The 22,997-nt window shown below is 43.2% G+C and carries 22 protein-coding genes; 16 read left to right on the top strand and 6 right to left on the bottom strand.

From position 1 onward, the window contains the following. A complete protein-coding gene (locus RSX31_RS13185) occupies window positions 1–1,458 on the top strand; it encodes a putative sodium/potassium/calcium exchanger (RefSeq protein ID WP_315634856.1) in 1,458 nt (485 codons plus the stop codon). 39 nt (window positions 1,459–1,497) lie between these two features. Here RSX31_RS13185 and RSX31_RS13180 read toward each other — a convergent pair whose 3' ends face one another. Further along, on the bottom strand, window positions 1,498–2,787 hold the full coding sequence (locus tag RSX31_RS13180) for an MDR family MFS transporter (protein ID WP_148994984.1): 1,290 nt from the start codon (window positions 2,785–2,787) through the stop codon (window positions 1,498–1,500). 188 nt (window positions 2,788–2,975) lie between these two features. Here RSX31_RS13180 and RSX31_RS13175 point away from each other — a divergent pair, with 188 nt between their 5' ends. Further along, window positions 2,976–3,557 carry a DUF6944 family repetitive protein gene (locus RSX31_RS13175; RefSeq protein WP_315634855.1) on the top strand — a complete coding sequence of 194 codons (582 nt, stop codon included), beginning with the start codon at window positions 2,976–2,978 and terminating at the stop codon, window positions 3,555–3,557. Between the two features lie 324 nt (window positions 3,558–3,881). Here RSX31_RS13175 and RSX31_RS13170 read toward each other — a convergent pair whose 3' ends face one another. Continuing rightward, complete coding sequence (locus tag RSX31_RS13170; protein ID WP_315634854.1) at window positions 3,882–5,114, bottom strand: aminopeptidase; 1,233 nt, start codon at window positions 5,112–5,114, stop codon at window positions 3,882–3,884. Window positions 5,115–5,348: 234 nt separating this feature from the next. Here RSX31_RS13170 and RSX31_RS13165 point away from each other — a divergent pair, with 234 nt between their 5' ends. Further along, on the top strand, window positions 5,349–5,741 hold the full coding sequence (locus RSX31_RS13165; protein ID WP_397541184.1) for a hypothetical protein: 393 nt from the start codon (window positions 5,349–5,351) through the stop codon (window positions 5,739–5,741). A gap of 149 nt (window positions 5,742–5,890) precedes the next feature. Here RSX31_RS13165 and RSX31_RS13160 read toward each other — a convergent pair whose 3' ends face one another. After that, window positions 5,891–6,349: an RrF2 family transcriptional regulator gene (locus RSX31_RS13160; RefSeq protein ID WP_148967382.1), complete on the bottom strand. Its 459-nt coding sequence runs from the start codon at window positions 6,347–6,349 to the stop codon at window positions 5,891–5,893. 161 nt (window positions 6,350–6,510) lie between these two features. Between RSX31_RS13160 and hmpA the strand changes: the two genes are divergently transcribed. Beyond that, window positions 6,511–7,725, top strand: coding sequence for an NO-inducible flavohemoprotein (gene hmpA / locus RSX31_RS13155; RefSeq protein WP_315634853.1), 1,215 nt, complete (start codon window positions 6,511–6,513; stop codon window positions 7,723–7,725). A 154-nt stretch (window positions 7,726–7,879) separates the two neighbouring features. Here the strand turns inward: hmpA and RSX31_RS13150 are convergent, their stop codons facing one another. After that, window positions 7,880–8,050 carry a hypothetical protein gene (locus tag RSX31_RS13150; RefSeq protein WP_187443193.1) on the bottom strand — a complete coding sequence of 57 codons (171 nt, stop codon included), beginning with the start codon at window positions 8,048–8,050 and terminating at the stop codon, window positions 7,880–7,882. Window positions 8,051–8,251: 201 nt separating this feature from the next. On the opposite strand from RSX31_RS13150, the gene RSX31_RS13145 reads away from it, so the two are divergent. Further along, the gene (locus tag RSX31_RS13145; protein WP_148994980.1) at window positions 8,252–8,629 is read left to right on the top strand and encodes a DnaJ family domain-containing protein; all 378 of its coding nucleotides are present in this window, start codon (window positions 8,252–8,254) and stop codon (window positions 8,627–8,629) included. 37 nt (window positions 8,630–8,666) lie between these two features. Here the strand turns inward: RSX31_RS13145 and RSX31_RS13140 are convergent, their stop codons facing one another. Next, complete coding sequence (locus RSX31_RS13140) at window positions 8,667–8,852, bottom strand: histidine kinase (protein ID WP_315634852.1); 186 nt, start codon at window positions 8,850–8,852, stop codon at window positions 8,667–8,669. A gap of 48 nt (window positions 8,853–8,900) precedes the next feature. Beyond that, on the bottom strand, window positions 8,901–10,382 hold the full coding sequence (locus tag RSX31_RS13135; RefSeq protein WP_315634851.1) for a methyl-accepting chemotaxis protein: 1,482 nt from the start codon (window positions 10,380–10,382) through the stop codon (window positions 8,901–8,903). Window positions 10,383–10,560: 178 nt separating this feature from the next. Between RSX31_RS13135 and motA the strand changes: the two genes are divergently transcribed. From motA to RSX31_RS13080, 11 genes are all read left to right on the top strand, one after another. Then, the gene (motA, locus tag RSX31_RS13130) at window positions 10,561–11,352 is read left to right on the top strand and encodes a flagellar motor stator protein MotA (RefSeq protein WP_315634850.1); all 792 of its coding nucleotides are present in this window, start codon (window positions 10,561–10,563) and stop codon (window positions 11,350–11,352) included. Continuing rightward, on the top strand, window positions 11,339–12,130 hold the full coding sequence (gene motB / locus RSX31_RS13125) for a flagellar motor protein MotB (protein WP_315634849.1): 792 nt from the start codon (window positions 11,339–11,341) through the stop codon (window positions 12,128–12,130). Before motA ends, motB begins: the two co-directional genes overlap by 14 nt. 357 nt (window positions 12,131–12,487) lie before the next feature. Further along, window positions 12,488–13,879: an alanine/glycine:cation symporter family protein gene (locus RSX31_RS13120; RefSeq protein ID WP_315634848.1), complete on the top strand. Its 1,392-nt coding sequence runs from the start codon at window positions 12,488–12,490 to the stop codon at window positions 13,877–13,879. Between the two features lie 239 nt (window positions 13,880–14,118). Beyond that, window positions 14,119–15,069 (top strand): ABC transporter permease, encoded by a 951-nt coding sequence (locus tag RSX31_RS13115; RefSeq protein WP_148994975.1) that lies wholly within the window; start codon window positions 14,119–14,121, stop codon window positions 15,067–15,069. After that, a complete protein-coding gene (locus tag RSX31_RS13110; protein WP_315634847.1) occupies window positions 15,062–16,012 on the top strand; it encodes an iron chelate uptake ABC transporter family permease subunit in 951 nt (316 codons plus the stop codon). Before RSX31_RS13115 ends, RSX31_RS13110 begins: the two co-directional genes overlap by 8 nt. Beyond that, window positions 16,009–16,770, top strand: a complete 762-nt coding sequence (locus RSX31_RS13105; protein ID WP_315634846.1) for an iron ABC transporter ATP-binding protein — start codon at window positions 16,009–16,011, stop codon at window positions 16,768–16,770. Before RSX31_RS13110 ends, RSX31_RS13105 begins: the two co-directional genes overlap by 4 nt. Window positions 16,771–16,789: 19 nt before the next feature. Next, window positions 16,790–17,740 (top strand): siderophore ABC transporter substrate-binding protein, encoded by a 951-nt coding sequence (locus RSX31_RS13100; protein WP_315634845.1) that lies wholly within the window; start codon window positions 16,790–16,792, stop codon window positions 17,738–17,740. Continuing rightward, window positions 17,741–18,049, top strand: a complete 309-nt coding sequence (locus RSX31_RS13095; RefSeq protein ID WP_148994972.1) for an antibiotic biosynthesis monooxygenase family protein — start codon at window positions 17,741–17,743, stop codon at window positions 18,047–18,049. It begins immediately after the preceding gene. A 120-nt stretch (window positions 18,050–18,169) separates the two neighbouring features. Beyond that, on the top strand, window positions 18,170–19,264 hold the full coding sequence (locus RSX31_RS13090) for a carbohydrate kinase (RefSeq protein WP_148994971.1): 1,095 nt from the start codon (window positions 18,170–18,172) through the stop codon (window positions 19,262–19,264). Between the two features lie 34 nt (window positions 19,265–19,298). Continuing rightward, window positions 19,299–20,216, top strand: coding sequence for a pseudouridine-5'-phosphate glycosidase (locus RSX31_RS13085; RefSeq protein ID WP_315634950.1), 918 nt, complete (start codon window positions 19,299–19,301; stop codon window positions 20,214–20,216). 96 nt (window positions 20,217–20,312) lie between these two features. Beyond that, window positions 20,313–22,790: a PAS domain-containing protein gene (locus RSX31_RS13080; protein WP_315634844.1), complete on the top strand. Its 2,478-nt coding sequence runs from the start codon at window positions 20,313–20,315 to the stop codon at window positions 22,788–22,790. Window positions 22,791–22,997: the final 207 nt, after the last annotated feature.

Here is a 22,997-nt window from a genome sequence, read left to right as displayed (position 1 = left end):
ATGAGAAAAAGCGTATTTAGAACATTAGTAATGACAGGTGGATTAGCAGCAAGTCTAGCAATCGGAGGTCAAACAAGCTTAGCGGCAGGGAATGATTCACTGCTTAACAGCAATGATGGGTTACTAGAAGACGCCAACATCCTGGATTCTGAAGATGGTCTATTAAATGGGTTGAATATTGGCGGATCAGATGAAGAATTAAATACGGATGCAAGTGCTGATGCAGATGCAAATGTCGTAAACGAAACCGTCGTTGATGAAGAAAATGATTCTGTTACTAGGAATAATGGTGCAGAAGCGACTTCAGATGTAAACGCAGCGGTTGAGGGAGAAGAAAAATCAGCAGAAGTGAATGCAGAAACTGATGCTGGAGTCATGAACGAAACAACAGTAGAAGAGGATTCAGCGACTTCAACAACAGAGGCGGGAGCGTCACAGGATGTAAACGCAGCGGTTGAAGGGGAAGAAGAATCAGCAGAAGTGAATGCGGAACCTGAAGCTGGAGTCATGAACGAAACAACAGTAGAAGAGGATGCAGCGACTTCAACAACAGAAGCGGGAGCATCACAGGATGTAGATGCAGTGGTTGAGGGAGAAGACGAATCAGCGGAAGTGAATGCAGAAACTAACGCTGGAGTCATGAATGAAACAATGTACAGTGAAGAAGATGATTCTTTCACTTCCAAAACAGAAGCGGGAGCGTCACAGGACGTAAACGCGGCTGTTGAAGGGGAAGACGGATCAGCGGAAGTTGGAGCTATGACTGACGCTGGTATCATGAACGAAACGATGTACAATGAAGAAGATGATTCTTATGCCACTACTACTTCCGGAAACGTTACTTCCGGTCTGAATGCTTCTGCATCTGACGAAGAGAACAAAGTAATGGCTGATGCCATGACCGATTCAAATGTTTGGGTAAGTGCTGAAAGCGAAGACGATTCTTCTAAAGCGTCATTTGGTACTGATTCTGCAAATGGTCTTGTATTGGGAACAGAAGATAAAGAAGATGGTGATTCTGCTAAAGTAGAAACTATGAACGATACTTCTGTCATGACGACTGTTGAAAACAGCGACGACTATTCTAAGTTTGAAACAAACGCAGCGAATAACCTGATGCTGGGTGCTATGTCGAACGATGAAGACGAACAAACTGCTGTTACTGTCATGAACGCAGTGGAAGCGGGACTATGGGCTGAATCAATGGATTCTGATGAAGAAGAGTATACGAGTGCCGGATTAAATGCTGGTACAGATACAACTCTTGGATTCTTGTCTTCTGATGAAGAAGATGAATCTTCTCTAATGTCTAACCTTGGTGTAAATGCAGATGCAAGCTACACTCAATGGGAGAATGAAGATTCTTCAGACTCTGAGTTCAACCTTGGTCTTTCGACAGATCTAGGTCTAAATACAATGCTACAGTCTGATGATGAAGGTTTTGATTTAGGACTGTAAAAAAGTAAAGGAATGATCCATTGCGGATCATTCCTTTTTTTATTGAACAGCTTTCTTCAATTCCAGTTCTTCTTTTTCAAAACGTTCGAACATGATGAAGAAGAGTCCGGCACTCACAAGAGCAAGAATCGAAAGGATGATAAACGTCCAATCATACCCTACATAAAGTGAGAGGGTGATGGATAGAGGTGCGATCGTTCTCGCGACTGTGAAGCGCAGGCTGGCTGCGGCAAAGTACTGCCCCCGCATATGATCCGGTGCAAGCTTTGAAACGAAGCTTTGCTGGATGCCCGCTGTCATGAGCTCTGCGAATGTGAACACCGCCATGGCAATCACAAACATCCAAACCGAGCTTGTTTGTCCAAACATAAAAATTGAAACGGCGTAGATGACTGAGGATAGGATGAACACATTGCGCTCACGGAATTTCGTGATCCATCTCGTGATGACCACCGTAAGAAGGGCAACCAGGAATCCATTCTCAGATAGTATCAAACCGAATACCTGCTCACTCACAAGGGTCAATGACCAGTCCCCGAAGCTGAACAGAGTGGCTTGATCCATCACATCTTTAATATATACTGGAATCAGCAGGTCCAGTTGCATAAACGTTTGACCTACGAGAATCCCTGCTAATATGAATAATAAAAACGTTTTGTCTTTAAAAATAACACTGTAATCCTTTATCTGATCTGATATCACATTATGCCAGGCTTTCTTTTTTCCTTCTGTCACCAGTAGCTTACTAGTGTCTAGAGGTGCTGTTTCCCTCGTCATTTTATATAAAAGAAGAGCTAGGAACATGCAGATAAGCGCAGCGGCAATTAACAGCTCGAAACGGTAATGAACATAGAAAATCCCTCCAAGGATCGGTCCTACGACCACTGCGATATTTATGGACGTATAAAAGACTGCAAACACATGACTGCGGTCCTTTTCATCCACTACATCGGCCACCATCGCCTGACTTGCAGGCCAATAAAACGAGCCAAATACTCCTACCAAACTAAAACAGATAAAACCGATCATGGCTGAATCGAGCCACGGTGAACTGGCAAGGCCAAAGATTAGAAAGGCAAAGCCTTGTCCGAAGGCCGAAATGACCATCATACGCTTTCGCCCAAAGCGATCTGCGCAATAGCCTCCCATCAGATTCGCGAGTACGGCGAATACCTGTGAAAGGACCAATAATAATCCTGCTGTCTGCTTTCCGAATGACTCTGTAAAATAAATCGTCAAAAACGGAAAGAACATCCAGAACGTAATGTTAATCGCTGCTTCCCCAAACAGCCGGACCTTTAAATTACGGTCCCAATCTCGAATTCTCATCTATATTCCTCCCCTCATGAAACGCTAGATGAACTAGAATATCATAGCTCGATAGGACAAAATAAACAAGACTGATTTAACTGGTATTTACAAAATATTTACTCATGATGAAGCAGCGACTAAAGATACCATTTTCTCCTTTCTGAATACATTAAAAGTATTGAATGGGAAAGGAACGGTGGGTGGAGGTGATCGATAGGCTTATCCTTATTACTGGTGCTTGGACGCAGGTGATCGGAACGGTGATTGCAGCAATTGGCGAAACCATGGTCATACAAGAAGAACGATCCGGTCAAGAGCCTCTCGGGTTTCGGTTGGTCTCCATCGGAAACGGATTTGAAGCGGCAGGAAATGCACTTCAGGGGGTGGGAGCGGAAAAAGTCTCGGACGGTTCATTTGGAGAAACGTTAAGAGTGATCGGTGATTGGATTCAGGCTTCAGGAAACGTAACAAACGTTGCAGCAGCTGAACTCCAATTCGCAGGAAGAGAAGTGGAAGGATTGAACCTTGATATTTTTGGAGACACCATCCAATCCTTAGGGGCAGGACTGGAAGCCTATGGGGCCACTTTGGGTACTCGGGAGTTTTCAAATCTTCTTGCAGCCGGAAATTCACTTCAATCCCTTGGAGCAGCAATTGAAGCGATAGGAGAAGTTTATATTTTAAACGAAATGAAGGAAATCGGACTGCAGGTCACCGCATTCGGAAGCTATGCCCAGGCAGCGGGTGCGACGATTGCAGCCATTGCGTTGACGAAGCAGTATGGGTGAGCTTTTTAAACGAAAGAGGAAGATTTGTTTCGAAAATGTGCTAATAACATTGTGAATGGAAGGTTAATAGGATGACGGGAGAAGGATACACCGATCGAAAGGAGAGAATTCCGTCTTTTTTCAGGCTTTTTGCGTCAAAATATAATTTTATGCGTCATTTTTTAAATTTATTGCGTCAAAATTTCAATATATGCGTCTTTTTCCAGTTACACCCAACGGATTGAGCGCTCAGTCAAGCGATTTTCTTCCAATCCCCACCTCACCCCCATAAAAAAATCCCAAAAGGCAGCCAAGCCACCTTCCGGGATCCTCCACAGTCATATCTTAAAACGCCCAACCGCCATCGCGGAATACTGCTTCAGTCGAGCCGTCTTCTTTCACTCCATCGATATTCATTTTGTCAGAACCGATCATGAAATCAACGTGTGTGATACTGTTGTTCAAACCGTTTTTCTCAAGCTCTTCTTCACTCATTTTCTTTCCGCCTTCGATACAGAATGCATAGGCATTTCCGATCGCAAGGTGGTTTGATGCGTTCTCATCGAATAATGTGTTGTAGAATAACACATTCGATTGAGAGATTGGGGATTGATGAGGGACAAGGGCGATTTCCCCAAGGTAATGAGACCCTTCATCTGTGTCCACAAGGCGCTTCAAGATTTCTTCGCCTTCCTCAGCCTTAACATCCACAATACGGCCGTTTTCGAATGTAATCGTAAAGTTATCGATCACGTTACCACCGTAGCTAAGTGGTTTCGTGCTTGATACAGTTCCGTTCACACCAGTTTTTAATGGAACCGTGAATACTTCTTCCGTTGGCATGTTCGCCATGAAAGTGGTTCCTTGTTCGTTCACACTTCCAGCTCCCACCCACAGGTGACCTTGAGGAAGCTCGATTGTAAGGTCCGTCCCCGGTGCCGTGTAGTGAAGCTTTTTGTAGTTCTTTTCGTTCAGGTATTCCACTTTTTCGTGAAGGTTTGCGTCGTGATCCTTCCATGCCTGGACAGGATCAGCCTGGTCGGCACGGACTGCTTTGAAGATTGCATCCCAAAGTAAATCCACCTGTTCTTCTTCAGAAGCTTCCGGGAATACTTTTGCAGCCCAGTCTTTCGAAGGGGCAGCCAGTACGCACCAGCTCACTTTGTCCGATTGAATGAATTGACGGTATTTGGACATTGCTTTTCCAGCTACCTTTTGGAAGTTTGAGATGCGGTCTGGATCTACCCCTTTAAGCAAATCAGGGCTTGAAGATACGATGCTCATGAATGCAGCTCCGCCTTCAGCAAGCTCTTCGACTTCTCTTGCTTTCCACTGTGGGAACTCCTGGAATGCTTCGTCGGGAGCAAGATCATATTTCGTACGGTTCACTACATCATCATTCCAGTTAACGTAGACATGCTTAGCCCCAACTTCATAGGCTTTCTTTACCACTAAGCGGACAAATTCTGCCGAATCGATGGACGTGTTGATGACAAGTGTCTGTCCCTTTTGAACATTGACGCCGACTTCAACAGCCAGACTAGCATATTTCTCAAGATTTTGTTGGTAATTAGACATATGTAATCTCCTTTTTTCAGAATGTTCTATTACATTCTTATTGTATCAGTGCGGGCACCGTTTGCAAGTGTTTACACCCATCTTTCTATCGTATGCGAAAGAAGGGATAAGTATTTGTTTCGTGCATTGAAAATGAACGTTCTGTGGCATCCAAACAAGAAACATAGCGAACCACGGGGAAACTATACTATAATGATTGAAGCAATACTTCAGATGAAAAAGGGGGAAGAAACAGTGCCGTGGAATGTCCTTTTATTACGAATGTCCGCCATCTATGGGTTTATTGGAGCATTTCTCGGGTCTCATATGGCAGGAGCGGGATCCTATGCATTTAAACCCATTCACGCTCATATTTTAGTAGTGGGCTGGTTAAGCTTATTTGCGTATTCTTCTTATTATCGTTCCTATCAAGTGCCGAAATCTTCGAAACTGGCATTTGCCCACGTATGGACTGCGATTATCGGTTCAATCGGATTAACCCTTGGGATGTGGATGTACAACTTAAATCCATTTAACCTGCCGGGAAGCTTCACGATGGTCTTCTATATAGTAGGAGGAAGCACGTTATTACTCAGCTTTTTCCTATTCGTGTTCATGACATTTAAATATAGTGAGAGTAAGAAGTAGGAGAGGGGCCTGTTTTCAGTTGGAAAACAGGCTTTTTTGAATGGGTGTGAGTTAATTGTGGATAAGTTATACCTGGATAAAACGCGCCTGACTCTACTCCATCCCAAACAAGAAACTCCTCCCATTGAAATGGAAAGGAGTTTTCATAACTAGGTGGAAGCTTCATCCTGCTTCTGTTCTTGAAATAGGAACCGATAGTCCATCGGGTTTTGGATCAAATCGGCCAGGGTGTATTCGTCAAGGACAGAGAGGTAGGCGTTTAACGCTTTCCCGAGTACATGCTTAAGTCCGCAGACTGGAGTGATGACGCAGCTGTTGTTCTTGGCGTCAAAGCATTCGACAAGGTGGAAGTCTTCTTCTGTGGTCCGGACAAGTTTTCCGATATTTATATCTTCCGGGGATTGTGCTAGTTTGATACCGCCGTTTCTGCCGCGGATCGTTTCAATCAGACCGTTTTTCCCCAGTTCATACGTCACTTTCATCAGATGGTTCTTTGAGATGCTGTAGGCATCAGCGATTTCTTTTATATTAGAGAGTTCCTCTTTTGGTTTTGATGCCAGGAAGATTAGGACTCTCAGTGAGTAGTCAGTGTATAAAGTTAGTCTCATTTATCTCACCTTTCCGATCCGTTACATTTATTATACAGAAGGAAGCATGTTTGTGTCTAAATGTGGCTGTTTTGTTAAAGATGTATTTTGTATATTGCTTTATGGTAAAAAGGGGAGTACGCTAAAGATGTATTTAAAACATATCTTTAGAGGTGACCAATATGCTATCTCAAAAAACCATTGAAATCGTGAAATCGACTGCGCCAGTGTTAGAAGTCAAAGGAACGGAAATTACGTCCACTTTTTATAAAAATTTATTTACTAATCATCCGGAATTACTAAATATTTTCAATCATGCCAATCAGAAAAAGGGCAGACAGCAAACCGCATTAGCCAATACGGTGTATGCAGCTGCACAGAATATCGATAAGCTCGAGATGATCCTGCCGGTTGTAAAGCAAATCGCGCACAAGCATAGAAGTTTAGGCGTTAAGCCTGAGCATTATCCGATCGTTGGGGAGCATTTACTTCAAGCCATCAAGCAAGTTCTTGGAGACGCGGCGACAGATGAAATCATTGAAGCGTGGGGAGAAGCATACGGTGTCATCGCGGGGGTATTTATTGATGTAGAAGAAGAGATGTACAAGGAAACGGTGAACAAAGATGCCGGATACAGAGACTTTAAACCGTTTATCGTCGCGAAAAAAGTAGTGGAAAGCGATAGTATAACCTCTTTCTATCTTCAACCAAAAGAAGGGGGCAATGTTCCAACCTACATGCCGGGTCAATATATTTCTGTACGGGTATCCATCCCTGGTGAAAAGTTCACCCATATTCGTCAGTATAGTTTATCAAGTGCGCCAATGGAGAACGTCTTCAGAATTTCTGTTAAAAGAGAAGCGGAATTCGACCCTCAAGGGAAAGTGTCTAATTTCTTACATGACAAAGTAGCCGTAGGAAGTGAAATTGAAGTCAGTGCACCGGCAGGCGATTTCTATTTAGCGGATGCCGAATCACCTGTTGCATTTATAAGCGGAGGTGTCGGAATCACGCCTATGATGAGTATGCTTGAAACGGTGGCGAGAACGAAACCGGAACGCCCGACTGCCTTTATTCATGCGAGCAAACATGAAGGGGTCCATGCTTTTAGAAATGAAGTAGACGGTGTAATGGAAGAATTAATGAACGGAGAAGCGTGCTATGTGTACGAAAATCCCCGTGACGAATCTCAAGGTCATTTTAAAGGGTATGTGAACAAAGAAATCCTTACACAATATGTGGATGGAGAAACGGAATGCTATGTGTGCGGGCCGGTGCCATTTATGAAAGCTGTCATTTCAACGCTGAAGGAAATGGGAGTTCCTGAATCTAACATACACTTCGAGTTCTTTGGACCGGCGATGGACTTATCGAAGAAGGAAAGTGTGAGTGTGTAAAAAGCGGTTCAGGTACTGGATTTGAAAATATAATGGGAAAGTTGAAAATAAAAGTGATGTAATTGAAAATAAAACAAAGTTTTCGTACCTTTCACATTTTGATTTTTCAGCCAATCAAACAGAAAACGCCAGGATTTCCTGGCGTTTTTCGTATTTACAGACGATGTTCGTCCTCATCCACCCGGTTTTTAAACGCTTCCTGGGTCACAATCAGTTCTTCATCCCCGGCTGCGTCTTCTGAGTGTTTTCCCTCTGGTGCGCTATTTTGAGGGAAGTTTCCTGGATGTCCCTTTTTCTTAGATTCGAACGATTTTCCACGTGCCATGTCAGCCACTCCTTTTCATCCGTGATACAGGTAGTTTTTCCAGCTCATACGAAAATATGTGAGGAGGAATTGTCAGAAAATAGACGTATCTTATGCATACAATCCTGGAGTACTTTGGATATACTAATGGTAACAAGTGGGTAGTAATCGATACGTCAAAGACCAGCCGCGTCCACTGAGTATGGAGTAGGAGGGGTAGGATTGGATTTTTCGATGATCATGTCCGAGCAACGGATTAAGAAGGCTTATGAGGATGGCGAGTTTAAAGAACTGCCGGGTTTTGGTAAACCGCTTAATTTAGATGATGATTTAGGAGTGCCCCAGGAGTTGAAGATGGCCCATCGGATGATGAAGAATGCAGGGTATACAACGGATGAAATGAATGTGAAAAAAGAAATGATGCGCATTGAAGATTTGTTACGGGTATGTGATGATGACCTGGAGAAGCAGGAACTGAAAAAAAGCCTGAGTGAAAACATGCTCAAATACAACGCGATGCTTTCAAAGAAAAGAATCAAAACGAATGGTTCACTATTCAAAAATTATGAACATAAAATTGAAAATAAGCTCTTGAAATAATGAAAACACCACTTTCGACAAAGAAAGTGGTGTTTCTTTATTTCTTCTCGGGCTCATCTTTAAATAAGAAAAATGAGATTACACCGGATAAGAGTGCCGCTCCAATGATGATCATGGTTTTGGCTTCGGAAGGGATTTCAGAGTATCCTTTGCCGAGCATCCAATTTGCTACCACGGCTACGATAAACATGATGGGAATCATCATGATGACTCTTCGTTTCAAGGTGCCACATCCTTTAGTACTCTAATGATGCTTTTAGTTTATCATATTTTACACGTCGACACTGCGTTGAATCCTTTCGGCACTTGTGGCGGTTTCTTGAACATATTGAGCAATCATACGGTTATCGCTATGAAGGGTTTCAATGGTAGCACTGATTTCCTCTAGCCCTGCAGAGGTCTGTTGAATGACAGCTGCAAGCTCTTTCGTCGATAGCTCAGCTTCTTCTGTTTGGCCACTTACTTCAGATGCCGTAGAAGTTAAGGTCTTGAACTCGTTTGACAGGGAAGCAAGCTTTTCACGCAGTGTCGTGAAATACTCTGTTACCTCACCGGTTGCCCCGACATTTTCATCCAGCTTTTCTGAGCTGAGATTCATGATTTCGACAGCAGAAGAGTTCACTGAGTTAACGGAGGCAAGATTGTCGTTAATACGCGTGGCAGTATTTCGTGTAATCTCTGCCAGTTTCCGGATTTCATCTGCTACAATACTGAATCCCCGCCCGGCTTCTCCTGCTCTCGCAGCCTCGATGGATGCATTTAAAGCGAGCAAATTGGTTTGATCCGTAATATCTTGAATGCTTCCAATGAACGTATTTGTTTCTTCAATTTTACTTGTTAGTTCGCTGAACGTTTGACGAAGGCCTTCAATAATATTCTTCAACTCAATCATGTTCTCCTGCAAGTAAGTGACACGCTCACTGCCTGACACAGCAATGGAATTCGCTTGAGTGGAATGGACAGTGAGATTGTTTGAAAGCTTCGAAACTTCCTCCATTTTACTCATCGTCGTTTCGGAAAAAGCAGCGATGTTGTTAATCTGATCGCTTTGTGTGACGCTTCCTGCTGATATTTCATTTACAGCCGTTCTCATTTCATCATGTGAGACCAGGTGAGTTTGTATCTGTTCGTTGATTTGATGAATGCTTGTAGAGATGTTCGCTAATTCTTTTTGTAGAAAGTTTCGTTGTTCTTCTTTTTTCATGCCTTCGCTTTCTGTCATTCTGATAAATTCCTGAAGCTGCTTGAATTGATTGCGGTTCAAGTGGATCACCACTCCAAGGACCGTCCCCAATAGTACATATACAAGCAAAGCCGGAATGAATAATTCTTTGAAAATCGGGTCGTTTGCAGGTGCAAGGGCACCATTTAAGATGAATAAGGCGAGTCCTGACCCGTACCCGATCCCAAAGATCACTGGATTAAAATGAATCGCACTGATGACAGCCAAAAATAATAAGATGACTAATTCGTTTGGATTGGCCCCTTCTAAAAAAAGCCAGATTCCGATGATGGCATAAACAGTAGGAATGCTGAAATACACAAAGGAATGTGGCTTTTTCAACATTAATTGCAACACAATGAAATATGAGGCCAGAATGATGATCTGTGAAGCGAATACGGTTACGGTAATGATCCCTGACTCATTAATGATGGAATACGTGAGGGCTGCGATCAGACTTATGGAATATGTGATCAGGAGCAGCAGGTTTTTCCTTTTACTATCGACTTCTTTCAATTGCTTTGGGGTCATGACGGTTCTCTCCTTTAATAAAAATACCTATATATTACATATATCGACTAAAATAGGTTGCGCTTTCATAACGGTTTACGGTAATTTAAGAGAAAATTTTGAACTCTTTTGCCCCTCAATAATTAGAAGTTCCATCCGATATTAGTAGTAGACTACGAAGAGTAAGGTGGAGCGATCGATGGATAAGACGTCTTTGATAGGAGTCATTTTAGGATTGATAGCGGTTGGAGTGGGGATGGTTTTCAAAGGAGTAAGCCCTGTTGCCTTGCTTAACCCTGCAGCCATATTGATTATTTTACTTGGGACAGTGGCAGCTGTGACCATTGCATTTCCAACCCATGAAATTAAAAAAGTACCGAAGCTATTCGGCATACTGTTTAAAGAACAAAAACTGCAGGACCCGAAACAAACGATTCAATTTTTCTCCCAATTGGCAGATCTTGCCCGAAAGGAAGGACTGCTTGCACTTGAGGCCAAAACTCAGGAAGTCGATGATCTTTTTTTGAGGGATGGACTCTCATTAGCGGTGGATGGACAAAGCGCTGATTACATAAGGGATGTACTGCATGAAGAAATTGATGCCATGGAAGAGAGACACAGTGCCGGGGCGCTCATCTTTACTCAAGCGGGTACCTATGCACCGACCCTCGGCGTACTTGGAGCAGTGATTGGACTTATTGCGGCCCTCAGTCACATGGATAATACGGATGAACTTGGTTACGCCATTTCTGCGGCATTCGTTGCAACGCTCCTCGGTATCTTCACGGGTTACGTTCTTTGGCACCCATTTGCCAACAAGTTGAAGCGTAAGTCAAAGCGTGAAGTTCAGATGAAAATGATGATGGTAGAAGGGATACTGTCGATCATCGAGGGAGAATCTCCACGGGTGATCGAACAGAAGCTGTCATCCTATTTACCGGCAAGTGAACGATTATTGTTGTTAAAGGGGGATGAGGATGAGGCGGCGTAAGAAGAAACATGACGACGAGCATATGGACGAGTCCTGGCTGATACCTTACGCGGATTTGCTAACACTGTTACTGGCCCTGTTTATCGTGCTTTATGCGTCAAGTTCAGTGGACGCTCAAAAATTCAGGGAACTCTCCCAGGTGTTTAGTGAAATATTCACCGGTGGGACCGGAATGATGGAATATCCCAGTCCCGTAGCACCTCAGCAGTCGAGCGATAAGGAAAGCAAACAGGCAGCATCTTCAGGGAGTGATGAGGAAAAAGAGAAGGAATTAAGTAAGGAAGAGCTTGAAAAGCAGGCATTTCTGAAGGATCAGGAAGAGTTAAAGGAAATTCAGGAAAAAATAAATCAGTATATCAAAACGAATAATCTGGAGATTCAATTCGTCACGAAGCTTACCGATGAAGGGTTGCTTCTTACAATCCGGGACAACGTGCTATTCGCCTCGGGATCAGCCACAGTCCAGGGAAGTGACCTGAGTGTGGCAAGTGAACTATCGGCACTGCTTGAAATGAATCCTCCTCGGAACATTATCATTAGCGGTCACACGGACAACGTGCCTATCAGTAATGCGGAATATGACTCCAACTGGGAGCTGAGCGTCATGAGGGCCGTCAATTTTATGAAAATCATTTTGGACAATCCGAAGCTTGATCCCCAGTGGTTCAGCGCTAAAGGATTTGGAGAATTTGAACCGATTGCCGACAATTCTACAACAGAAGGTCGGGGACAAAACCGCAGGGTGGAAGTATTGATTCTGCCCAGGGTTTCAGAATAAGAACAGGGATCTGCAGTCAGAAGTTGGCTGCAGATTTTTTATTGGTCAGAAGTTGCCGTATTTCCGGGGAAATGAACGGGTTTTGTCGAATGGAACCCCCTGCCAAAACTCACTTTAATAGACTTTCACCAAATATATCATCCTCATACTTTCCAATTTTCAAACAAAATGTTTCACACAACCAAATTTAGGGAAAAGTTTGAAAAACCATTTAGAAGCTGTGGCTAATTTTTCAGGAACAGGGATCTCATTTAGGAGACAAAGGCATTATACATACATTTGTACGATCATTTAGGCCTGCCCCAATCAAGAATTCCAAACCTTAGCCACTGCCTCTACTAAAAAGGAGGAGCACGATTGGATACGTTTTTTGACATCATAGGTAAAGTTTCGGCATGGTTATGGGGACCTCCATTAATCATTGTCTTGGGTGCAACGGGTTTGTACCTGACATTTTTATTGAAATTCATACAATTTCGCTATCCTCTCTACATATTTAAGCAAACGATAGGGAGCGTTTTTAAGAAGCCAAAGGGCGAAGGAACGGTGACGCCGTTGCAGGCCTTGACGTCGGCTCTATCATCCACCATCGGGGCAGCGAATATTGTCGGGGTACCGGCAGCGATCATGTTTGGTGGGCCGGGAGCTGTTTTCTGGATGTGGGTGATTGCCTTGATTGGAATGGCCCTTAAGTTTTCCGAGAGTGTGCTTGCGGTCCGCTATCGTGAGAAGAACGAAAAGGGAGAGTATGTTGGCGGTCCCATGTACTACATGACGAAAGGATTAAACATGAGGTGGCTCGGTGTATGGTTCGCCTTTGCCCTTATGATCGAGCTGATTCCAAGTGTGATGGTGCAGGGGAATGCTGTGGCATCCACGGTAGAAGAAACATTCAATGTGGATGGACTCATCACGGGCATTGTCGTTGCCCTCATCGTTGTATTAATCGTATTTGGTGGCATAAAGCGTATAGGTAAAGTGACGGAAATCTTTGTACCGTTCATGGCTCTGATCTATGTAGGAAGCGCATTGGTCATCCTATTTATGAATATTGATGCAGTGCCGGAATTCTTCAGTCTGATTCTGTCGAACGCATTTCAACCAATGTCTGCAATGGGTGGGTTCGCCGGTGTGGCAGTGGCTGAGACGATCCGTTGGGGATTTGCACGTGGGTTATATTCCAATGAGGCAGGACTAGGAACGGCACCGATTGCCCATGCTGCTGCACAAACCGATCACCCTGTCAGGCAGGGGCTATGGGCAATCGTTGGAATCGTGATTGATACGATCATCGTTTGTACAGCAACGGCGTTCGTCGTGTTATCTTCAGGGGTTTGGACTGCTGAAAATGCATTGGATGACCCTTCAGCACTAACAACAGAAGCTTTCTCCAGTTATTTCGGGGAATTTGGTGGAATCCTCGTTACGATTTCATTGATTTTCTTCGTACTATCAACGATTATCGTCATCGTCTTTTATGGAGCAAAGCAGGCAGAATTCCTATTTGGCTACAAAGCAGCACAGGGGATCAAGATTGTTTATACGGTCGCGATTGTCCTTGGTTCGGTTGGTGCAGCAAAAGTCATTTGGCAATTCCTTGACTTAGCCCTTGCAGCGATCTTAATTCCGAATATCATTGCGGTCCTTCTTTTAAGTAAAGAAGTGAAGAGGCTTACTCATGAATTCTTTACGTCGGATGAGTACTACATGAAAGACACTGGCAAGGTAAAAGAAAAGAAAATCTCATAATCCAGAAGACTTGTTTTTCCGAGAGGGAGGGCAAGTCTTTTTTTGTGTGTAATTCTAACTGTACTGCGTATTTCGAGCCGTTTTTCAGTTGTGGATGATTATGGAATTAGTGATAATGATTTTCATTTAGTTGTTGACTCCTCTTGAAACCTTATTGTAATATAGGTTTGTATTAGTTGATAATGATTTTCAATATCAATGATATTCAATAAAAATCAATGAAAGTTTTGGGGATAGTCATGAAACAACGTTACCTTTTTATTACGCTCATCTTGCTTTCACTCCTGTCTTTATTTGTAGGAGTGAGCCATATTACACCGATGGATTTACTTCAATTTCAATCCGAAGAGACACAGATTTTTCTCATCAGTCGATTACCGAGATTGCTTGCGATCTTACTTGCTGGTGCGGGAATGAGCATCGCAGGCTTGATCATGCAAAGCTTGAGTCGAAACAAGTTCGTATCCCCTACGACAGTCGGAACCATAGATGCTGCCAGGCTTGGGATCCTTGTATCGATGATTGTTTTTGTGAATGCCTCGATACTTGAGAAGATGATTGTTGCCTTTGCATTTGCGTTAGCCGGCACGCTGCTTTTTATGCAAATACTCGATCGGATCAAGTTCAAGGATGCAGTCTTTATCCCCCTCGTCGGGTTGATGCTTGGGAATGTGTTATCTTCGGTGACAACATTTTTTGCCTACAAGGCAAATGTGATTCAAAACATGGCGGCATGGCTGCAGGGTGATTTCTCATTAATCATGAAAGGTCGATATGAACTTTTATACATAAGCATTCCCATTATGATCATTGCTTATCTTTATGCGAATCGATTTACTGTCGCCGGGATGGGGGAGGACTTCTCAAAGAACCTTGGTGTTTCTTATCGCAAAATAGTGAATATTGGTCTCGTTCTCGTTGCGCTCATCACGGTGACAGTCGTATTGACCGTCGGGATGATTCCATTCCTGGGGTTGATCATACCCAATATCGTTTCCATCTTTAAAGGAGATCACTTACAGAAGACATTACCTCATACGGCCTTACTTGGAGCCATCTTCCTTCTTGTCTGTGATATTTTGGGTCGGGTCATCATCTACCCTTATGAAATTTCGATCAGTTTAATGGTTGGGGTCATCGGCAGTGCCATCTTCTTATACTTGCTGGTAAGGAGGAAGGCATATGCGTAATCGTTGGAAAATGCTTATTTTACTGGGGATTTCTCTATTATTCTGTGGTGTTTATTTATTTTACGAGCTAAATGGAAGCTATGATTATGCACTGCCTCGGCGGGGGATGAAGGTGCTTGCCATGGTCATTACGGGAGTCGCGATCGCCTATTCAACGGTCGTGTTTCAAACGATCACACATAATCGGATTTTAACACCGAGTATTATGGGGCTTGATTCTCTTTATCTCCTTCTTCAAACAGTAATGATCTTTTTCCTGGGATCGGATCACATACTTGTCATAAACAAGAATATAAACTTCTTATTATCGATTACAGCCATGATTGTATTTGCTCTTATCCTGTATCAATTATTATTCCGTCATAGTAATCAACCAATCTATTTTTTATTGTTGATCGGAATCATCGTTGGTACATTCTTTGGAAGCATCACCACATTCCTGCAAGTGTTGATTGATCCCAATGAATTTTTAATGGTTCAGGATAAGATGTTTGCGAGTTTTAATAACATTAATGCAGATCTGGTTTGGCTTGCCCTTTTCGTTGTCACCATCGTGATGATGTTTGGCTGGAGAAAGATCCATTACCTGGATGTCATGTCATTGGGAAGGGAAATGTCCATTAATCTTGGCGTCCCGTACGATCAAATGGTGCGTCGTATGCTGGTGATTGCATCTGTGCTCATTGCTGTTTCTACCGCCTTGGTCGGGCCGATTACCTTTTTCGGGTTGATTGTCGCGAACTTAGCATACCAATTCTTTCGGACCTACAAACATAGCATATTCATTACCGGTGCGAGCTTGATGAGTGTCATTGCCCTCGTCGGCGGACAGTGGGCGGTAGAACGGATCTTCACGTTTTCCACGACTCTAAGCGTGATTGTGAACTTCATCGGAGGAATGTACTTTATATATCTTTTGTTAAAGGAGAGTAAAGCCAAATGATACACATTCGAGGGCTGTCCAAGTTTTACGGGAAAAAGCTGGTGGTTGAAGACGTGACTGTCACGATTCAATCTGGTCAAATCACTTCGTTCATTGGACCGAATGGTGCCGGGAAGTCTACCCTTTTATCAATGGTAAGCCGTTTGCTAGATTCAGATAGTGGTGAAATCATACTGGATCAGGCCGATCTCAGGAAAATGAATTCAGACGATCTTGCCAAAAGAGTCGCGATCTTAAAGCAATCCAACTTTCTTAACGTCCGTTTGACGGTGAGGGAACTGGTATCGTTTGGACGATTTCCTTATTCGAAAGGACGATTGACAGAAGATGATGAGAGGGCAGTTAACCAGGCGCTTGATTATATGAATCTGGTGGACTTAGAGGGGAACTACTTAGAAGAATTATCAGGTGGGCAAAGGCAGCGGGCATTCATTGCCATGGTCATCGCCCAGGATACCGATTATATTCTCCTGGATGAACCCCTGAACAACCTGGACATGAAGCATTCGGTCCAGATTATGAAAATTCTGCGCAGATTAGTAGATGACCTGGGAAAGACGGTCGTCATCGTCCTGCATGACATTAACTTTGCCTCTGTGTATTCAGACAGAATCGTAGCGATGAAAAACGGAAAGGTCATTCGAGAAGGTTCAACAGATATCATCATACAAACCCAAACATTAAAGGAAATCTATGATATGGATATTCCTGTGCAACAGATGAATGACAATCGGATTTGTGTTTATTTTAATTCATAAAAAAAGAGGAGAAAAGAAAATGAAAAAATGGTCATTAATAACAATATTACTTACAGTCTTACTAGTTTTGGCAGCGTGCGGTTCAAAGGAAGAATCAACGACAGAAGCGAAGAATTCCAGTGGAAATGAAGAATCGAAAGAAGTTACAGTCAAGCATGAGCTTGGCGAAACGAAAGTGAAACAAAACCCTGAAAAGGTAGTCGTGTTTGATTTCGGTGTTCTTGATACGTTAGATGAACTTGGAGTGGAAGTAGCGGGAGTACCGCAAGCAACGATTCCTCCTTACCTGGAAAAGTACAGCAGCTCAGACTATACGAACGTAGGAAGTTTGAAAGAGGCGGATTTTGAAGCGATCAGCTCGATGAAGCCGGATGTGATTTTTATCTCTGCACGCCAATCGGAAATGTATGAAGAATTCGCAAAAATCGCTCCGACTGTGTATGTTCAAACGGATTATACCAATTACATGGAATCGTTCACGAATAACATGGAAACCATTGCAGAAATCTTTGATAAAGAAGATGAAATGAAGAAGGAATTAGAGGATGTTCAAGCAGAGGTCGACGGCATTAAAGAGAAAACTGGAGGCCTTGATAGCAAAGCATTGATCTTGATGGGGAATGAAGGAGAAGTAAGTGCATACGGACCGGGATCACGTTTCGGAATTCTTCACGATGTATTTGGATTCAAGCCTTCTGATGAAAACATAGAAGAATCCACTCACGGACAAAATGTTACGTTTGAATATGTATTGGAACAAAATCCAGATGTACTGTTTGTGATCGACCGTGATGCTGCATTTGATCCTAACGCAAGCGTCAAAGATTCAATTGAAAACGAACTTGTACAAAAGACGAACGCCTACAAAAAGGAAAAAATCGTATATCTGAATGGTGGCCCATGGTACCTTTCAGGAGGCGGCCTTCAATCGATGAAACAAATGGTTGAAGATGCGAAGGCAGGTTTATAAATGTTTTATCAAATAAAGAGCCTGGCAGTGAAAGAGGGAACATCATCTAAAGTGGTTGAAAGGTTTTCTGGTGAGGGATTGATTGAAAAGCAGCCAGGGTTTATAGACTTAAAGGTCCTCGTCAAAAAAGTCCGCCGCGGCGACGAAGAAGTGATTGTCATGATTCAATGGGAGTCGGAAGCGGATTGGAAAAATTGGGAGAAGAGCCCTGAGCATATTGCAGGTCATAAAGCGAGTGCCGGCAAGCCTAAACCCGACCATATTCTTGAATCGAGTCAACATGTGTATGAGGTAAAGGCAAGTAAATAATGAAATTAAGTGTCCTGAGTTATATCGGGACGCTTTTCTTTTATTTTCCATCTTGTCTAAATTTAAACAAAAGTTTAGAATATTAACAAAAGTTATTTTTCTTTATAGGGGTGGGAGCTTGTGAACGAAAAAGAAAAGCTTTTGTTGACGTATATTGAGGAAAATCCATTTATGACTCAACAGGAATTGTCCGAGCGAAGCGGGATGTCACGCTCAGCCGTTGCGGGGTATATTTCGAATCTGGTGAAGCAGGGGAAAATCATGGGGCGTGCGTATGTTCTTCCGAAGAAAAACGGGATCACGTGCATCGGGGGAGCGAATATCGACCGGAAGCTTCAATTGGACGGAAAATTGATTGCTGAAACATCAAACCCTGCTAGAACAGAGCAATCCAGTGGTGGCGTGGCTCGCAATATTGCCGAGAATTTAGGACGGTTAGGAAAACAGGCCAATTTGGTAACAGCTGTAGGAGAAGATACGGAAGGAAGCTGGCTTTTATCTCAAACGAAGTCGTATGCCGATGTATCCGCATCCCAGCGACTTCTAAATGAAAGCACCGGGGCTTACTCCGCCATATTGGACGAACGTGGGGAAATGCTGTTTGCCCTTGCTGATATGAACATTTATGAAAGCGTTGACATCGGTTTTGTTGATAAGAGGTGGGGAATGATTTCTTCATCGGAAATGGTGCTGCTCGACACCAATTTTCCAGAGAATGTGCTCAAGTATATCATTCGACGGTGCCAAACGGAGGGGGTGCCCCTTACGATCATCCCGGTTTCTGAACCGAAAGTGTTGAAGCTGCCAGCATCACTGGAAGGCGTTTCCTGGTTCATATGCAACAAAGGGGAAGCGGAAACGTATTTAGGAATGACGATTGAGACAGAGGGTGACTATTTTAAAGCTGCTAAAGCCATCACTCAAAGGGGGGCGGAAAGGGTCGTGATTACCCGGGGAGATCAGGGGTTAATCTATTACACTATTTATAAAGAGGCGAGAGCCGTTCTGCCTCCGAAGGTTGAAGTCGCTGACGTGACCGGTGCGGGAGATGCCCTTGTCGCGGGAATATTATTCGGTTATTTAAAAGGATCCGATACAGACGGAGCCTGCCGGATCGGGGTGATCTGCTCGTCGATTACACTGCAATCCAAATTTACGGTGGCACCAACGTTGAACAAGAGCTTGCTTCAACAAGAGTTTAGTCATTACTATTGATTAGGGGGAAATGTACGTGAATATCAACTCATATATGGAATACTCGCAGGAAGTATCAGAAGCAAGAAAGACAGGTATGGCGATTGTGGCATTGGAATCAACGATTATTTCTCACGGAATGCCTTATCCACAAAATGTGAAAACCGCCCGTGAAGTAGAGGACATCATTCGTTCAAAGGGGGCCGTTCCAGCAACGATTGCTATTCTGAACGGGAAAATCAAGATTGGGTTGTCCCATGAAGAGCTTGAATATTTAGGTCAGGCGACAGACGTGATCAAGGCAAGTCGCCGCGATATCCCATATATCCTTGCTTCTAAAAAGGACGGAGCGACTACGGTTGCTGCTACCATGATCTGTGCAGAGCTTGCTGATATTTCGGTTTTCGTGACAGGGGGCATTGGTGGTGTTCACAGAAATGCAGAGGTGACCATGGATGTTTCAGCGGATCTTGAAGAACTTGCTGTGACGAACGTGGCCGTTGTCTGTGCAGGTGCTAAATCCATATTGGATATAGGCTTGACGATGGAATATCTGGAAACGAAAGGGGTACCTGTTTTAGGGTACGGAACGGATTCCTTACCGGCCTTTTACACACGAAGCAGCCCTTATTCAGTGAACTATAAAGTTGAGACAACCGAAGAGACGGCAGACATTTTAAAAGCGAAATGGGATCTTGGATTAAAGGGGGGCGTCGTGGTAGCTAACCCGATTCCTTCCCGGGATGCCATGGATGAAAACGAGATGAATAGAATCATAGAAAAAGCGTTAAACGAAGCGGAAGAACAAGGGGTTACCGGAAAGGAAGCAACGCCATTCCTCCTGGGGAAAGTAAAGGAATTAACAGACGGAAAGAGCCTTACAGCGAATATTGCACTTGTAAAGAACAATGCTCTTGTGGGGGCGGATATTGCGGTTCATTTCGCAAAGCTTGCGAAGGTGGAAACCTTCTAATGGTGTAAAAATTGGTGAAACCTGGGCAGATGGTCATGCCCGGGTTTTTTATATGAAATATATTGACCGTTTATATGTTTGAAGAGGTAGGGTAAAATGGTGGTAAATAACGTTACGAAAAAGGAAGGTACTATGGCTGATATGCAACCCTATCATGCATTGAGTGTTGATTCGATTCCAGTCCCGGCTGCAATAATAGATGTGAAAGGCCAAACTTTTATAGAAGAGAATGAAGAATGGAAAGGATTGACCCTGCAAGAAGATAATCTTCTTCAGAAAATTTTAGTAGAAAAGAATTGTTCCATCCGTTTAAATCATTATACCTACACAGTTAAACGTAAACAGATAGATGAAACAAAAGAATTAGTGATGATTGTTCCAGAGGCCTGTGGAGAGAAGCACGTTTCTCTTGATTACTCGAATAACTCCCGCTCGGCCATATATGAGTCTCTTATTTATAACACCCCGACTTGTGTATGTATCCTTGATAACAAAGGGAAAGTAGTGGAGATGAATCAATCCTTTCAGGAGCTGTTTCAAATTTCGGATGCCGTACTGGGGGAGTCCCTGTGCAATCAAACACCCCTTCAGAATCCATCCTTTATCACTTTAGTGATGAATGGAATAAGGGGAGTGAATACAACCGGGGAAGAAGTAACCTTTATGATGAATAAGGAACGGAAGATTACATGCAATATTACAATCTCCCCGGCCAATTACAAAAGTGATGGGACCGTAGACAGTGTCGGAATCATCCTTCACGACATCACGGAGAAGAAAAACTATGAAAACGAACTGGTCTCATTGAAAGCGGAACTTGAGAACACCCTCAGGCTCCAAAAGACGATCACCTATAAGATCAATAAGAAAGGCAATGAATTTGTGATCGAGATGGCGGCAGGGGAACTATTGAAAAAATTAAATCTGACTCCTTCAAAGGTGATTGGTAAAACCATTGAAGAAGTATTTGATTCCCATCACTTAGGGAAGATCCAACCTAAACTAAAGCGCATATGGGAAACAGGGGAAGAGTTGACGTATGAGGATGAATACAAGGATTTAGAATATATCGCCTCCATCGTTCCAGTGGTACAAGATGGAATGGTAGTGGAAATCATCTGCTCCATTTCAGATATTTCCCTGATCAAAGATATTCAGAGAAAATTGATTGAAAGCGAACAAAAGTATAAGTCAATTGTGAAATACAGCCCTGATAATATTTATATGGTAGATACAAACGGGATTATCCAGGAAGTGAACCCTGCTGTGAATAAGCAATGGAATCATATCTCTCCCTATATGATCGGCAGTCACTTCAGTGATTTCATCGCGGAAGGCAGCCGTCACACAGCCGTCAATCACTTTGAAGTCGCCCTTAAAGGTGAAGCGTCAAGATTTGTCACCACCTTCGAAAATGGAGAAGGTGGCAAAAGCCATGTAGCTGTCACCAACATCCCGATCCGGGTCAAAAACAAGGTCATCGGAATTTATGGATTTGGACAGGACATTACAGAGAAAATGAAGATGGAAGAAGAATTAAAGGAAGCGAAAGAATTACTGGAAGCGTACTTTGAGCATGCCGGTGATGGGATTGTCCTTTTAGATCCAGAGGGAAGCGTATTAAAGGTCAACCAGCAGTTTGAATCGATGTTCGGTTGGAATAAAGATGAAATAACAGGACATAAGATCACCTTTATTCACCAGGAAGACCAGGTAGGGCAATTCAAACAGAATTTAATGACCATTAAGGCCGGGAAGCGAATAAAGGATTATGAAACGGTGCGGTACCGAAAAGACGGAACGCCGATCGAAATTGCCTTTAACATGAATCCAATCTTAAATGACGATGGAAACCTCATCGGTATTTCAGCCATCATCAGAGACTTATCCGAGAAGAAGCGAAATGAAGATTTACTGAAGAAATCAGAACAGTTAGCGATGATCGGACAACTTGCAGCAGGAGTGGCCCATGAAATCAGAAATCCGCTGACGACACTCAAAGGCTTCTTACAACTGATGAAAGAAAATGCGAAGGATGACTTTTACCTAGGGGTCATCCAGGGAGAGCTCGATCGAATCGAAATCATCACCAATGAATTTCTGGCCTTGGCGAAGCCAAGAGCCGTTCAATTTTCCCTGACGTCATTGACGACCCTGCTTACAAGCTCTGTCGAATTCATTAAGATGGAATGCCTGAAGCAAGGAGTCGATGTAAGGTTCTCTGTGGAAGAAGCGGAAATTTATTGTGATTCCCATCAAATGAAACAGGTCATTTTAAACGTCATGAAAAACGCCCTGGAAGCTATGCCGAGTGGGGGTCTCCTAAGTGTTCAACTTGAAAAAGAAGACGGTTATGCGAAAATCTCCATCCAGGACAACGGAAATGGAATCCCGCCGGAGCGCATGAAGCATTTAGGAGAACCGTTCTACAGCACGAAAGAAAAAGGGACCGGACTCGGATTGATGATTTGCCAAAAAATCATCAAAGAACATCACGGCTCACTATCGATTCAAAGCAATGTAACGGAAGGAACGACCGTTACGATCTTACTGCCGATTGTAAATGAAAAATAGAAGAAACTCCATGATGAGAGGGAACTCTTGTCGTGGAGTTTTTTTTATTTTCTCGTGTATTGTCGAATTGCCTTCAGGGAGTATTCCGACAAAATATGTAAATGCCAGAGGTTTTTGAATCATGAAAAGCTGATATTTTCCGGGAAATAGTACGTTCTACAAATTTCTTATTTCTCTTTTCTTTTTTAAGAACCTGTCTACTCATGG

Source organism: Rossellomorea yichunensis (genome assembly GCF_032337515.1).
In the GTDB taxonomy this organism is placed as follows: Bacteria; Bacillota; Bacilli; order Bacillales; family Bacillaceae_B; genus Rossellomorea; species Rossellomorea yichunensis.
Note: the sequence above shows the minus strand (reverse complement) of the source record. Positions and strands in the feature narration are given on the sequence as shown.